The organism is Mucilaginibacter sp. (assembly GCF_039925265.1).
Lineage (GTDB): Bacteria > Bacteroidota > Bacteroidia > Sphingobacteriales > Sphingobacteriaceae > Mucilaginibacter.
Genome location: NZ_JBDSZG010000037.1, coordinates 58,978 through 73,331 on the forward strand (window position 1 = coordinate 58,978; position 14,354 = coordinate 73,331).

Annotated in this window: 13 protein-coding genes; all 13 read right to left on the reverse strand. The window is 41.5% G+C overall.

Going from position 1 to position 14,354, the window contains the following annotated elements; translation table 11 throughout:
- Positions 1-27 precede the first annotated feature (27 nt).
- On the reverse strand, positions 28-1,170 hold the full coding sequence (locus ABIX36_RS17190; RefSeq protein WP_348083400.1) for a DUF3095 family protein: 1,143 nt from the start codon (positions 1,168-1,170) through the stop codon (positions 28-30).
- 26 nt (positions 1,171-1,196) lie between these two features.
- A complete protein-coding gene (locus tag ABIX36_RS17195; protein WP_348083401.1) occupies positions 1,197-1,871 on the reverse strand; it encodes a cytochrome P460 family protein in 675 nt (224 codons plus the stop codon).
- 63 nt (positions 1,872-1,934) lie between these two features.
- A complete protein-coding gene (locus ABIX36_RS17200; protein ID WP_348083402.1) occupies positions 1,935-2,855 on the reverse strand; it encodes a DMT family transporter in 921 nt (306 codons plus the stop codon).
- Positions 2,856-2,929: 74 nt separating this feature from the next.
- A complete protein-coding gene (locus ABIX36_RS17205; protein ID WP_348083403.1) occupies positions 2,930-3,559 on the reverse strand; it encodes a cupin domain-containing protein in 630 nt (209 codons plus the stop codon).
- Between the two features lie 274 nt (positions 3,560-3,833).
- Entirely contained in the window at positions 3,834-4,430 is a 597-nt protein-coding gene (locus ABIX36_RS17210) for a sigma-70 family RNA polymerase sigma factor (RefSeq protein ID WP_348083404.1), read from the reverse strand.
- A 412-nt stretch (positions 4,431-4,842) separates the two neighbouring features.
- Entirely contained in the window at positions 4,843-6,663 is a 1,821-nt protein-coding gene (locus ABIX36_RS17215; RefSeq protein WP_348083405.1) for a sugar-binding domain-containing protein, read from the reverse strand.
- Positions 6,664-6,849: 186 nt separating this feature from the next.
- On the reverse strand, positions 6,850-9,360 hold the full coding sequence (locus ABIX36_RS17220) for a kelch repeat-containing protein (RefSeq protein ID WP_348083406.1): 2,511 nt from the start codon (positions 9,358-9,360) through the stop codon (positions 6,850-6,852).
- Between the two features lie 134 nt (positions 9,361-9,494).
- On the reverse strand, positions 9,495-10,394 hold the full coding sequence (locus ABIX36_RS17225; protein WP_348083407.1) for a CorA family divalent cation transporter: 900 nt from the start codon (positions 10,392-10,394) through the stop codon (positions 9,495-9,497).
- A gap of 84 nt (positions 10,395-10,478) precedes the next feature.
- Positions 10,479-11,111, reverse strand: a complete 633-nt coding sequence (locus ABIX36_RS17230; protein WP_348083408.1) for an NAD(P)H-dependent oxidoreductase — start codon at positions 11,109-11,111, stop codon at positions 10,479-10,481.
- A 101-nt stretch (positions 11,112-11,212) separates the two neighbouring features.
- Positions 11,213-11,683, reverse strand: coding sequence for a RidA family protein (locus ABIX36_RS17235; protein WP_348083409.1), 471 nt, complete (start codon positions 11,681-11,683; stop codon positions 11,213-11,215).
- A gap of 91 nt (positions 11,684-11,774) precedes the next feature.
- Positions 11,775-12,338 carry a Crp/Fnr family transcriptional regulator gene (locus tag ABIX36_RS17240; protein WP_348083410.1) on the reverse strand — a complete coding sequence of 188 codons (564 nt, stop codon included), beginning with the start codon at positions 12,336-12,338 and terminating at the stop codon, positions 11,775-11,777.
- A 162-nt stretch (positions 12,339-12,500) separates the two neighbouring features.
- Positions 12,501-12,635 carry a hypothetical protein gene (locus tag ABIX36_RS17245; protein WP_348083411.1) on the reverse strand — a complete coding sequence of 45 codons (135 nt, stop codon included), beginning with the start codon at positions 12,633-12,635 and terminating at the stop codon, positions 12,501-12,503.
- A 376-nt stretch (positions 12,636-13,011) separates the two neighbouring features.
- Positions 13,012-14,259, reverse strand: coding sequence for an epoxide hydrolase family protein (locus ABIX36_RS17250; protein WP_348083412.1), 1,248 nt, complete (start codon positions 14,257-14,259; stop codon positions 13,012-13,014).
- Between the last annotated feature and the right edge of the window lie 95 nt (positions 14,260-14,354).

Sequence of the window (14,354 nt, forward strand, 5' to 3'; positions counted from 1 at the left end):
ATTTTTTATGTTTAAGTTGGCATTGATTTAATGATTGACCTTTTCCTTCAGCATTCGGGATGCTTGTGTATATCCGCCGCCGGAGCCATCCACAAAATGGATATGACCATCCTTTTGATCCGGCACATAACAGGACATGACCGAAGCCTGGCTCACGTGGATACCGTAAAGGATCTCGCCACTGTTCTCCATATCCGCTAAAGCGGCGAGCAAGCGTTCCCGTTGTTTCCCGTTACCGGTTATGACCGTGTTTATTCTTCCGTCCAGTACGAGTGTATCCGACATTTCAACCAGCGTAGTCAGATAGGTTTTCCCACTGCGCGTCCGGAAATAGACATAACCGTAAACGACCGAAAGCCATTCCTTGAGCACTGTATACCATTTTTGCGTGCCGACCCTGACCAGCATAGCCTGACCTACGTCGCTAATGGTGGAATTAATCCGCAACTTCGTCTCAGAGATCGGCTGCCGTTTCTGAGGAATTCCATATATATTATCCAGTTCGGTCAATACCTTACTGAAGGCGCTTCCCTGGTCGTTCATTTGAACAGCGGAAACAAGCAGCGTGACGACCTCATTATCATCGCAGGGTGGGGAGATCTGATCCCAACGGCACTGCAAGCCGCTTAAATTCACCTCAAACCGGCCAGAGTTCTTTATAAACGGTAATGTATCTGTACCCTTTATCTGTTGTTCTGCGTAAGTCAGCCCGTTTCCAATAATCACAGGTATCGTAAATTTTGGTGAATTACTATACTTAGCGATCTTAAGTTTTTGGCCGGCGGCATAAACTTCTGCTACGGATGTGTGGCCTACTCTTAATGTCAATCCAAAATTATTCTCGATCTGTTCACGGTAAATCAGCAAAGTTTCCACAACTTCTTCGACCAGCACTCCTGGGATGAGGAAAGTCGCGCCATCACCACCAAAAAAGAATGGGATCATTATATGATGTTCATGCGCGATATTCAAAACACATACAATGCTTCCCGTGGCGATCAGGTTAACGGTCCTGTGCATTCCGTAGGCGACAGCAGCTGATGAGCTGCGTATATCCGTAAGGACGATCTCCCAGTTTTCCGGAACCGTACTAAAGAGATCGTCCTGGTTAATGATCGTACCAATAGCTCCCTGACGAACTGTTAAAGATTCGTAAAATTTAGGTTCCATGGTTTGAAGCAGCGTTTGTGAACCGATTACTTCTGCTTTTTGACGAAGTCAATAACGTCGGCCTTATATTTATAATCCGCTACCAGTCCCAGGCGGGTATTCTCATTTTCCGGGTTTCCATCTCCATAACCTTTCGCTGCCTGTATAACCGGATAGAATTGATAAAACACATCGCCGTCTACAGCGGTAGTATTATGACAGCTGGAACACTTAACCCCCAATGGCATGGAGGTCTCATTAAGCTTGTTCTTTTTAAAATCTGCATAGCCAAAATAGTTCCAGCCGTTATGCATTTTAGGGAAACGCTTGCTGTCCTTTACCTGCGCAGCTACCTCGAAATGTGCACCCTGGAAATGACCACGACCAACAGATGAATTAGTATCACCTGCACGAAGCAATTCCTTTACGATAATGGTTCCTTCTCGCCACTCACCGTGTTTTTTCCAATAAGCAAAACTTACGGGGTCTATGTATACATTTTGAAAGTCAGGAAAAATGACGTTAGGATCTTCTGACTTCGGTGTACTGGAGGTGCCCATAAAGATCCACGATCTATAGTCTTTGGGACGAATGAGGTTGTCGTTAGCGTCAAATACGGCATACTGCTTTTCCTGCGGAGTGTTTGCAGCAGCAGATTCACTTTTCTTGTTTTCTTCCGAGCAGGATACTATGCCTGCTGTAACCAGTGTGATCGCTAACAAAGTTTTAATTGCTTTCATCTTACTTTTTTTAATGTTTAAGGATTGATTTTTATGTTATGAGTTCTATCGTTGATAATAGGCGATGATTAGCGCCCCGACGACAATAAGGGATGCGCTCACTTTCTGGCGGTTCGTAAGCCGTTCCGACAGCACTAATGCTGCGAGGACTGTTGTTACCACCGGTGCCAGGGAACCAAGGACGCTGACGATCCCGAGTACACCGTCACGAAACGCATAAGCGACCAGGATGTCTCCGGCCATATTTAGTAACATGATCACCAACAATGCCTTAATAATAGATACATTCCGCAATGACTTCTTCCAGGGCACTTCGGCAGAAAGCATGGAAAGTATCGTAACAGGCAGTGTGCCGAGTTGAAATCCCCAGATCATCCAGTTTATACTTTTACCTGCAACATTAACACCGTGGTCGGCAATGGTAAATGCGGCACCAAAGCAGATCGCAGCACCTATCGCCAACAGCAGGCAGGTAGCAGGTCGGAAAACCATTCGCGGATGGTTCCAAAGTACCAGCATGACCACGCCACGGCACATCGGTATTGTTTCATCACTTTCGGCTCGTGGTGCGTAGGTCGTACCAATGATTCCCAATAATATAATGATCAGACCCGCTAATACAAATACATTCGGGATAGTTCCGCTCGCGATCGAGATTATTACAGGTATTGCTGAGGCCGATGCAACCAAAGGTGCAACTACGCCCGCCTTGCCCATTGTTAATGCCCGGTAATACAACATATAGGCAGTTCCGTTAGCAACACCTCCAACGATTCCCCAAACCAACGCGGCCAGCATGAACGGTTGTGCGCTTACCAGTGCTAGTGTTAAAATAAGGACCGCCTGTGTTCCCTGCGTAAGTAATACGATCAGCGCAGAGGGCAATGTGCGGGCGGTGCGGCCGGCGATAAAGTCTCCCGTTCCATAACTTAAACTGGCAGTAAATGAAAAAATAAATGATAACATAAACTATGATCAGGTTAGTTAAAAGGACGCAGTTAGTTTATTCGGCAGGTTTAATTGATATTAACAGCAGTAGGTTATTTTGCGGGCTGTGCCAGCGGTTGCCCCTTGACAACGATGTAGGTTACGACCACCTTGAACGGTACGCTCCCGCTCGGTTTGGCACGGTGGATCTTGCCGGCCGGGATCGCGAAACTGTCTCCAGCTTTGATCGTACGCGATGGCTCTCCCTCAACTTCGAGAAGTGACTCACCCGCGAGAACGTAACCAATCTCGTTTTCCGCGTGACTATGCCGCTCTGCCGGTGCGCTCGGCTGGATCACCGCGACGCCAATGCTTTCTTCCTTCGAGGGATCAGCTGCAAGGGGCAACTTCTGGAGCTCTTTCCAAACGATGCCTTTAATGTCCGTACTGCTGGTCTGTGCAGACGCGCCTTTGTTTTCAGCAGTAGTATCACCAGAAGTCGCTTCTGCTGAAGAGGGGGCGGATGTAGCCGCCGAATCGGCCATAGTCGCCGTAGTGTCTGAAGTGCCTGTTGAACTTCCTGAATTGTTTCCGCATGACTGCACGGCTATTGATGCAGAGATGGCTAATAGATAGATTAACTTTTTCATAATTGTTTGTTTAAGTAGTTTGTAATTCGATTTTTTTTCGCCCGATCCGGAAATACCCGTTTCTGACAGTTTACTTTTTTTCCAGCTTTTCATTAATTCGTTTTTGAAGCCCTTCTTTAAAACCCTCTTCTAATTTGACTTCATGTCGCTCTGGCAGGATCAGATTTTTGACAAATCTGTTGATCAGCGCACTTTGTTTCTGGAAGATGTTGCATACCTCGCAACCTTTCAGATGCAATTCCAGTTGGAATTTTTCCTTAAGTGTAATCGTTCCTGATTGCTATTTTTCAATTAGAAAAGTAGCTTTTTTACAGTTGTACGCTATCTTCTTTATCTCTTGCTCGTTTAGCTTTTTCATAATCTTTCATCACATCCAATTCTTTTGTAGACAAGACCTCAGGTGCACCTTTGACCGGTGAATAATGACCCAATAATTAGATGATGTCAAACAGAGTCCTGTACAGATCGTCTCGCTTGATTCATCATCCATGTGCTTCATCGTAAAAACCGATGCCCATAACGGCGGAAGCTTTTTCATACATGATTGCAACACGCCCTGGAACTCTTTATTTTGAAGCGCATCCGGCTGCTCTATCGCAAACGAGGCAGGACAATGCTCTTCTTTCCAATGCCCGTCCTCCTGGTCAAAGAACTCGTCGCTATCCGGCGCAGTTGCGGTTAAAAGGGGTTGCCTTTTCAGCCCTGATGCCTTTTTCCGGTAAACGTCGAAGATCTTGTTCTTCAGTATGGCAGTGAGCCAGGTTTTTTCAAGGCATTGCCTGTCAAATTTCTCCAAGCGTTCCAGCGCCCCTAAAAACGTATCCTGTACCAGGTCTCTTGCCAGCTCACTATCGTCTATTCTTAGGCAGGCATAAGCAAACAGGTAATCTGCATACTGATCGACCCAAAGGTGCGGTGCCACATCGTTAGGTGCCGATGTTTGAACTTTATCTTTTGTCCTCATAGTTCTTTTATTTATGGTAAGTGTTGATGTTTCGTATTCAGCATTTAATCATGTTGCCAAACAAGCCTTTATGTTTGCAGATCATCATTGCTTTTTAGTTTAACCCTCTCTTACCAGTCCATAAAACCTCCAAGTTCCTCAGTATAAAGCACCTCACCGATTTAGTTAGCTCCGCTGCAGGGTGATCAGTAATAATTTAAATACCTGATCCGTTTTATTACTTAATCGGCGACAATTGTTAAACCTTACAACTTTTTAATTTTTTATCTGGTAGCAATAGAATTTAGATTTTTGCAAGCACTGACAGCCCAAATGTCTTTATAATGGTAATTTGAAATGTGATCGAAACTGGTTTATTTGTAGCCAAATCAGGTTTGCTATCTTTTTTATAACCGGTTCAATTTTTCAGATGTTATTTCATTTTTTTACTTTCCCTGATGACCGCTTGATTTACCTCTTTGATCCTTTCGACTTCCATTTTCTCATAGGCACGGTCATAAGTCAATAAGCCGTTAACTTCATGTTCAACATCAGTGGTTTGCGTATAAACGGCTACGCTCAACCCCTTGTATTTCATGAGTTGCTCTACCTGATCCATTAAAAGTATATAACGATCAGTCAGCGCTGACTTCGTTGGCTCGTATCCATAAGCATTATTCTCTACAGGCCACATATGTCCCCTGACGAACAGGCCGATCCCACCATATTCTCCTAATGAAGCAGCCCGCTTTGCATCCGGCCGTGAAGCATTTTCAGGTCCAATGTAAATGTGCGTATCCAAGAAGTCCCCATTGCCGGGGTCTCCGGCTGCCTTTTGATACTCCGGATTATTATTAAAGCCTGAATTGCCATTGACCAAACGTGACGGGTCATATTTTTTAACCCAATCCGTAATTTGCTTGACGTCAAATGCACCCCAGTTTTCGTTAAAAGGTACCCAGGTGATGATAGAAGGGGAATTATAGTTGTCGTCGATAATTGCCTTAAGCTCTTTACGAAAGGCGGTTCTGGTTGCAACCGTATCTTCGTGCTGATACCAGATCGCAGGCATATCCTGCCAAACCAGTAAACCTAATTTGTCTGCCCAGTAGTAAAACCGCTTGGGTTCGGTTTTCATGTGTTTTCGGATGAGATTAAATCCGGCTCTTTTGGTGAATTCCAGATCGTATTTTAGCGCTTCATCGGTGGGTGCGGTTAATATTCCGTCCGGCCAGTAACCCTGATCCAGCAAACCGACCTGCATCACAAATTGATTGTTTATTAAAGGCCTGACAACACCGCCCACTTTCCCAAGTTTAACGTCGCGCATGCCAAAATAACTGATTACCTGATCGGTGACAATACCGTTTTTGTCCTGTAACGTAAGTTTCAGATCGTATAAAAATGGTGTGTCAGGCGACCATGTCTTAACATTTGGAATCGGAATATAAAATGAAGTGCCGGCCACTCCCTGAATTTCTGAAACAACCCTTTTACCATCGAGGGCAATAGCTGAAACCTGTCCGGATTCGGCTTTAATCAATACCTTTAATCGACTGTTGGCCAAGTCAGGCAACAACTTAACATCTTTAATGTAGTTTTTACTTACCGGTTCAAGCCATACCGTCTGCCATATGCCTGATGTAAATGTATAATCTCCGCGCGGTCCGTTCTTACCGGAAGGTGTACGCCCGTCATTCGGGTCGTGAGCGGCTACAATCAGACTGTTCGTTCCTTTCTTAAGGAAGGAAGTAATGTCTAAGCTGAATGCGTCATAACCACCTGCATGTGTCCCGGCTTTTTTTCCATTAATAAAAATGCTGGCATCGTGATCAACAGCATCAAAATGAATAATGACCTGCTTGTTTTTCCAGCCGGAAGGGATCTCAAAACTCCTTCGATACCACATGTTGATTTCTTGCTTTCGCTCAATTCCGGAAAGGACAGACTCGGGACAGTAGGGAACCAGTATATGATCAATTTTACCGTCAAAGTTTATGGGTTTAGGTGGATTAAGTGCGTTGGCGGCGGATGCCCCACCCACATAATCCCATTTTCCGTTCAGACACAGCCAGTCACTACGTTGCAATTGAGGCCTTGGATACTCTGGTAATGGCAGACTGGACGCCATCGAAGCCTTCGTCCATTTGGTGGGTAACTTGGCCACCTGTGCATAAGATCTTTCACGAGGGTTGACTGTCAGTAAGGTGACCAACAAAAACAGCGGACATAGTGTTCGTAGATTTGTTTTCATTAATAGGTTGATATTAATTGCGTTTACAACAGTGTACAACAGATCACTATGCTGTCATAACTGTCATCATTTACGAATTAAGGAAAATCTATTAATGAGAAATTAACAGGCCATTAATATTTGGGCGCTAAACACTTGCTTTGAAGTGGATGGAAGTAAAACACACTGTTAATCAGTGCTTTGACTTTAAATTATTTGATTAAAATTTTTATTAAAATCTTCATTGTAAATCGATCGATAATCTTTAATAAAGACGTCAAACGCTTTTTTAGCTAATGAATGTTTACCCAGACTTGATAAGGCTTTACATTTGATGATCATTGCTTCTTCACTGACCGGGTCAAAATAGAAAATATAGCTGGCTATCTGGATTAAAAACTCCGGATTGTATGGTTTGGCCGAATTGGCATAACTCAATAAAACATCAATTACTTCATTTGAAATTTCAGATTTGAATTTATCAAGCCATTCGTAATTGTGATTGGATAGAAAGTTACCGCGCCGGGTGAGTTCAAAAAGCAATTTAATCTTTTCCTCATCAAGTTTCTTTTTATCTTCGATTAGGTTTAAATAATTGTGATAATCAATATACCAAAAGTCATAATCCAACTCGATTTTCCAGTAATCAGCATCTTTTAAAAGCTGACAATGCTCAATCCTTTCAAGAATTGATTTTAATTTAACAATATTTACGGATCGGTTATTCCTGACACTTTTCTCAGTTCTTCCAAACCAAAGAATCTCATCAAGTTTTTCGGCGTGTAGACCTCTTCCGTTTTTAACTGAATTTACGAGCAATAGCAGAAACAATTCTTTCAGAAGTGGCGTGAAAAGCTTAGTTATATCTGTTCCATTTCGATCAAAAACTTGAAGGTCCCCAAAGAGAAAAATTGCATTTTTGGCAGAAACGTTCGGTTTTGCACTTGGTTCTAGGGGCTTGATCTGATCACCTGTGGAAGTGTGACGTTTCTTGTTGCGTAAATAAAGTATTAAACCACCGCCTAGTAACGCGAAAAATAATGTTAAGCCAATGAATAATCGGGAAGGATGATATTTTGGGGTTAAATTGCTTTTCACAAAATCCAAAGGCGGTCCCTGCAATGTATAAATACTCACCTTTGTCTGGTCATTTTTAGACCTTAATAAGGTAACAGCTATAAATTTCTTGCTTTCCGGACAATAAAAAAGATCAGCGAAGGAACGGATATCATGGAAGCTATAAGGAATAGCGCTTCCAACATGTTTATAACTACTGTTGTTTAACGACCCGACAATAAGACGCAGACTCGAATTGTATTTACGTTGAGGAAACGCAAGTCCGTAGTAGGTTTTTGAGCTATTATCTATAACCAGCGAACTCGCAAATGCAAAATCTTCAGAGTGATTTTTCAGGTCGTACAGCTTTTTAAACGTCTGGTCTTTCGTTGTAAAACGCATCATATTGTAAATATTGCTGGAATTGACCATTTGTGAACCGCTTGAACTGCCGTAACCTCCCAGCACATAAACTGTATCACCTTGCGGATTGGATCCCAAACCTGCTAAATACCTTGGCGTGAAAAAATCCCCCTTAGGTTTTATTTGTTCCCACTGCTCGGTTTTCAACGAAAAGCGCTGAACAGTATTTTTATATCTGAAGTGACCGTACCCGGCAAAGACATACATGGAACTATCTCTCGGGGATATTAATTTGTTCGCTTGCCAATAATCAGGTTCTTGCCAATACGGAAGTTTTTTATTCCATTTTTGATTGATCACACTATACCTTGCAACCATTTTTTGACCAGGAAGAAAGTTGTAAATATTGTTGTTAATGGGGCTGAAAACGGATTGACTCCCATGGCTCATTTTAAATTTGTCCAGATTAGACTTGGAACTAAGACTCGAATTAGGCAAAGAAAAAGTAAATAACGAATCTTCCCCAATAACAAATAAGGATTCTTCTTTACGGTCAAAAGCCGTGCTGGCGGCCCCGTTTACAACGAAATCACCGACTTTTTCCCATTTCTGGTGCATTGAGGCCATCCAAAATGGATATTTAATGCTACCGTTATTGCCATTTATCAATTCGTGCGCAACTTCTCCCTCATGTTCATCCAAAGGCCAGTAATATTTTGTTATGCCATTTTTTAGAATCCGGATGTTACGCAATTTCACCGAGAGCGCTTCAGTTGTTTTGAACTTCTTATCACCGTTTGCACCGAAAAATAGCTTGTAGCACCCCTTTTTCTTCAGATGCAAGTTTCCTTCGACGTATGTTTTGTGTCCATCAGAAACAATAAGCCTATCCTTATCTGCATCAAACTTGATACTTATTTTATTCCAATTTTTTAGAAAGTTCTCAGGTGCGATATTTAATCTGATTTTGGTGCGGTAGTCGCCCACTACTATACCAAAAAGATTTTCAGGATTCTCAGAATTGTATATTAAGTCAAAATTACGTTCATTATTCTCAATTATCCTGACAATATATCCATATAAAAGTCCTGAATACAGTGATGATGCCTCAAAAGAAATCTCAAAGTTTCCGTCTAAACATAAAGGGCTGCCGGGCGACAAATCGAGCGCTGTATTGTTTTCTTTGGATTCATCAGTTGTTGCAATTGCTAAGCCATAATTTTGGCCGAACGAATTGTGGGTTAGGACAAATAAAAATAGGATGATAAGAAGAATTTTGAAGCTGGCAGGAAGATTCATTCTATTAATTATATACTAAATAACACAAATTTATATGATTCGTAAGGTTGCGATTTTTTATGCCTTATCGCCTTGATTTTAGACATGCTGTACTGCATTTACAAAAATAACAGGATAGGTACAATCATCTTTTCTTATAGCCACTTTTTTCTCTTAAACCATATAAATATTAACCCATTAATTATGGCAATCAATAGCAATACCCCGGGATAACCCAGTTTCCATTTTAACTCGGGCATAAATTGAAAATTCATCCCATATAGGCCTACTATGAAGGTCATAGGCATAAAGAACACGGAAAATATGGTCAATACTCTTATAGTATCATTAGTTCTTTGGGAAGATACGGAAAAGTAAATGTCCAATAATTGATGAAGATTTTCAGACTGGGAAATTAGCATGCTTTGAAGTTTGATAAACTGATCTCTCGTATCTCGTGTCTCCACATTCCCTTCGTCTTTTGAATCTAATTTGTCGATAATATCGTAGGAAAGAAGAAGCATTTGTTTAAGGAGGTCGATCTTCCTTTTCAGGTAATATATCCCTTTCAATATTGGTTCATCTTTTGGTCTAAGAAAGACCATTTTCTCATAATAATCTACAGACTTCGAAAGCTCTTTTAATGGTTCTTCATAAGTATTGAGACAATATACGATCAAGATATTAAACAATTCCCTACTGCTTGAAGACATCTTCTCCTCCATAGATTCAATTACTTGTTTAAATAGCGACTGCTTTTTCAGATGAATGGTCAAAATAAATTCCTCGCAAAAAAATATGGCAATTGTACTGGTAAGGTCCTGTATGTTGTCAGCCTCAAGCAGGTCACTTTCTGTGTATATTCTGAATATTATAAAAGAATAGTGCTGCATTCTCTCAAACTTTGGCAAGTGGTCCGGCTGCAAGCAATCGTTGACTAATGCGGGGTGAAGATTATATTTATTCGCTACTTTTGCGAAATCCTCTTCGGTAGGCTCAGTCATGTCAAGCCACTCAAATCCATTTTCTTTACTGTCTGCAATTTTGTTGATCATGAGATTTTACTTGATTACTGAGATATGACCTGTTAAAAAAACGGATGCCTTATTGCAGAGCACCCGTTACCGATGATGTATTTCTTATTTAAATTCAATAATGAATTCTGATTTTGGCTGACGTATTTTTTTTAAGTTTACTAACCAGTCGCCTTTTTCATCACGATAGCCTAATGGCATAATTGCAACGCTTTTTAAACCTTTTCCATTCAATCCTAAAATTTTATCGTATTCGACATTGTCAAATCCTTCCATAGGTGTTGCGTCTACTTTTTGGATTGCTGCTTCCGCTAATGCCATTCCAAAACCAATGTAAGCCTGACGAGCAGCGTGATTAAAATTAACTTCTTCAGTTCTTGGTACATAACTACCAATTAACATTTTTTGATAATCTGTTGTACTTTCTGGTGGAGTTCCACGCTCTTTATGTATATGTGTAAAAACACCATTTATTCTATCTTCAGTGTAAGTATCCCAAGCGGCAAAAACCAAAAGATGAGAAGAATCTATAATCTGAGATTGGTTAAATGAATGTGCTAAAAGTGTTTGTTTTAAATCTTGATTCGTAATTACAATCACCCTATACGGCTGTAGACCTGAAGAAGTTGGCGCTAAGCGAGCGGCTTCTAAAATTAAATCAACCTTTTCTTGCGGAACAGCTTTGCCGTTCATTTTCTTAGTGGCATAGCGCCAGTTTAGGGCTTCAATTAAACTCATTATTTTTTATTAGTATTAAAATTTAGTTCTTTTGTTTATAGATCGAAATCGGACCTAACATAAAGCATTAGTTGATTTCAACAGCTGTCAACTGCAATATTTTATTTAACAACCGTAGCTTCTAACTCTACTTTTAAAGTTTCGAACAGGCTTTTCACTTCTAAAAGAGTTAATGCCTGTTTGACGTTGTTTTTGGCAGCCCAGTCCTGAAAAATCTTAAAGTTTGGCCAAAGTTCGGCTGTTGATGTCGTATAAATATTCAATCGTACAATTCCTTCAGGCTTGTATCCTGCTTTGCTAATTACAGTTTCTAAATTCTGCAGGGCCTTTACCAGTTGGGTTTTCATATCCTCGTTGCTTGATGTTCCATCATCGCTTATGGCAGTTTGTCCGGAAATATATAGTGTGCTCTCCACATGTTTTACCTCTACCGCCTGCACATAACTGCGCTTATCCTGCCACTGCCACGGATTAATAATTCTTTTTTCCATTTTTTGTTCTTTTTGAGTTTGGGCCCATAAGGGCATCGTAATTAATATTGATAGAGCTGTTAATTTTGCTGTCTTGTTCATAATTGTATTAAAAATTAATAATACAAAAGTGAGCATAGCAATTAAGAGAAGGCCGTGATATACCTCACGTTTATAAAGTGAGGTATATCACTTAAGAATTTAATCTGCTCAAAGTTTCCCGGGATACGCCCAGATATGCAGCAAGTTGGCTTTTAGGCACACGCTGAATCAGCGACGGATATTGTTTAAGAAGCTGTTCATACCGTTCTTTTGCACTAGAGGTTAACCAGGAAATGATACGCCGCTGCGCCCCAAGAAATCCGAAATTTGCCTTTTCAAGAAAGAACTTTTCCATCTTTTGTAATCCGTCACAAAGATTCCTGTAATTTTCAAGTGTCAGGCAGAGTACTTCAGTATCTTCCAGACATATCAAAGACATGGTAGCTTCCGTTTGGGTATAATACGCATGAAAGTCACTTTCCCACCAGTCTTCCATAGCAAATGATACAATGTGCTGTTTTGTGGTATCATCGGTATAAACCAGCTTTAAAAGTCCGGATAATATAAAGAAATGATGTTTTACGGCGTCTCCGTCCTGAATTAGAAACTGATGTTTTTTGAAGTTTTTTGTGGTAAAATGGCTTAACACAAATGCATACTCAGTATCACTAAGCGGTACAATCTTCTCTATATGTTTTCTAAGTTTATCCAGCATATACGTTTTTATTGACAATAGTAAGGGCTATTTATTTGAAATAGTTTCCTGTAAATCTAAGAACTGTTAGAACCTCGTTCCCAATGTGATATGACAACATCCTACAGGTAAACGGTATCGGGAGCGAATTTTAGCATTCTTTTCTTTTCCAATTCGACGGCTTTATGAGCATTGGTTAAACTTGATACACGCGGATCGCTTTTTTTCTAAAACAGGAGTTGCTTTTAACTTTTCTCCTGTTAATGCCTGGCATATAATGTTCTGATTTTCATTTTTCTCTTTTATATTTTGCTTCATGTTCAGAAGCGTTTTAATTTAATTATTACAGATAAGTATGGGTTGATCAAGGCTATCAGTATAAGCACAATCATAAACCAGTACGATCTATATAGTTCGGTTAGTGCCAATAGCTGCCTGACTAACTGGTAAAGATTTGTAAAATTGGTTTTCCATAGTTTGAAAGCAGCGTTTTTGACGGATTCGTTTACTTTGTTTTACCTTTTCATTCAACTTGCGATCGTGGTGCCGTTTTTTTAAAATGGTACGGAGGTCGGTTTAACGCGTTGTTAGCAGGATCGTTTTAAGTCTTAATCGGATCCGGGTCGGAAACCTTACAAGTTTTTTAACAATTTACAATATGTGCAGATGGTGGCAGAAGGTCCCATCCCAAAGACTAAATGATATCGAAAAAAAAGGCCTTGATATCCTTTGCCAGCAGCACGGGCTGTTCGGCAGCTGCAAAATGCCCTCCTTTGGGCATCTCTGTCCATCGCTGGACATTGAAACCCTTTTCTATGTAGGACCTTGGGGGCGTAGGCAATTCATGTGGGAACCTGGCAAAAGCGACGGGCACCTTTATAGACTCGCCCTTTGCAAAGACGATTGGCTTTTTGCTGTTCTCTTTGTACATGCCCATCGAAGAAGAAATGGTCTGGGTGATCCAGTAAAGTGTTACGTTGGCCAGCAGTTCGTCTTTTGTGAACACATTTTCAACATTTCCACCATTATCACTCCAGCCGTTGAATTTCTCGATGATCCAGGCGCACAGCCCCACCGGGGAATCATTAAGTCCGTAGGCTGCCGTCAGGGGCTTTGTAGCATGGATGTAGGCATATGCACCTTCTTTTGCAGACCATTCGGCCCCCGCTTTTTGAAATACCAGGACCTCATCGGAGAGTTTTTCTCCTTCGGGCAGATAGGGCTTATAGGAACCGGAAATATAGTTGAGATGCAGTCCTATAATATTTTCCGGGTAACGCAGAGCGAGCCATGTACTTATCCCCGAACCAATGTCCCCGCCCTGAGCACCATAGCGCTTATAGCCAAGTTCGCCCATGAGTTGGTGCCACAACTCAGCAACGAATGCGCTGTTGCAGCCCGCTGCCAGTGGCTTTGCCGAAAATCCGAAACCCGGTATAGAGGGGATTACGAGGTCGAAGGAATCTTCGGGATCCTCTGTAAGAAGTGGGACCAATTTCATCATTTCAAGAAATGATCCCGGCCAGCCATGGGTAATCAGCAGAGGTACTGACCGTTTGCCCTTCCCTTTGATATGAAGAAAGTGGATTTCATGCCCATTGATATTGGCTAAGAAATTGGGAAGGGCGTTGATCTCGCGCTCCACCTTGCGCCAATCGAACTGGTGCTGCCAGTAATCGGCCAGTTCTTTCATGTAGCCAAGGTCGGCGCCGTAGTTCCAGTCCCCGCCGGCAAAGGTGTCGGGCCATCGGGTGAGCATCAACCTGTTTTTTAGATCATCTAGGACCTGTTGGGGAACGTCTACGATAAATGGCTTGATCATATTTTTGGTTGTGGGGCTATTTAAGATGAATGCCTCAGATGCTGCCTCCAATGGGACAGCAAAGGCGGCAACGGCAATGCCTGCTTTTTTGATTAGATTTCTCCTGGTTATTGTGTCCATAGGCAGTCCCGGAGATTTAAAAACTGGCAAACTGCATAGTCATTGGCCCCTACATGTAAAAATATTCAATCAAGCGATGTTTAAAAATGCTAATT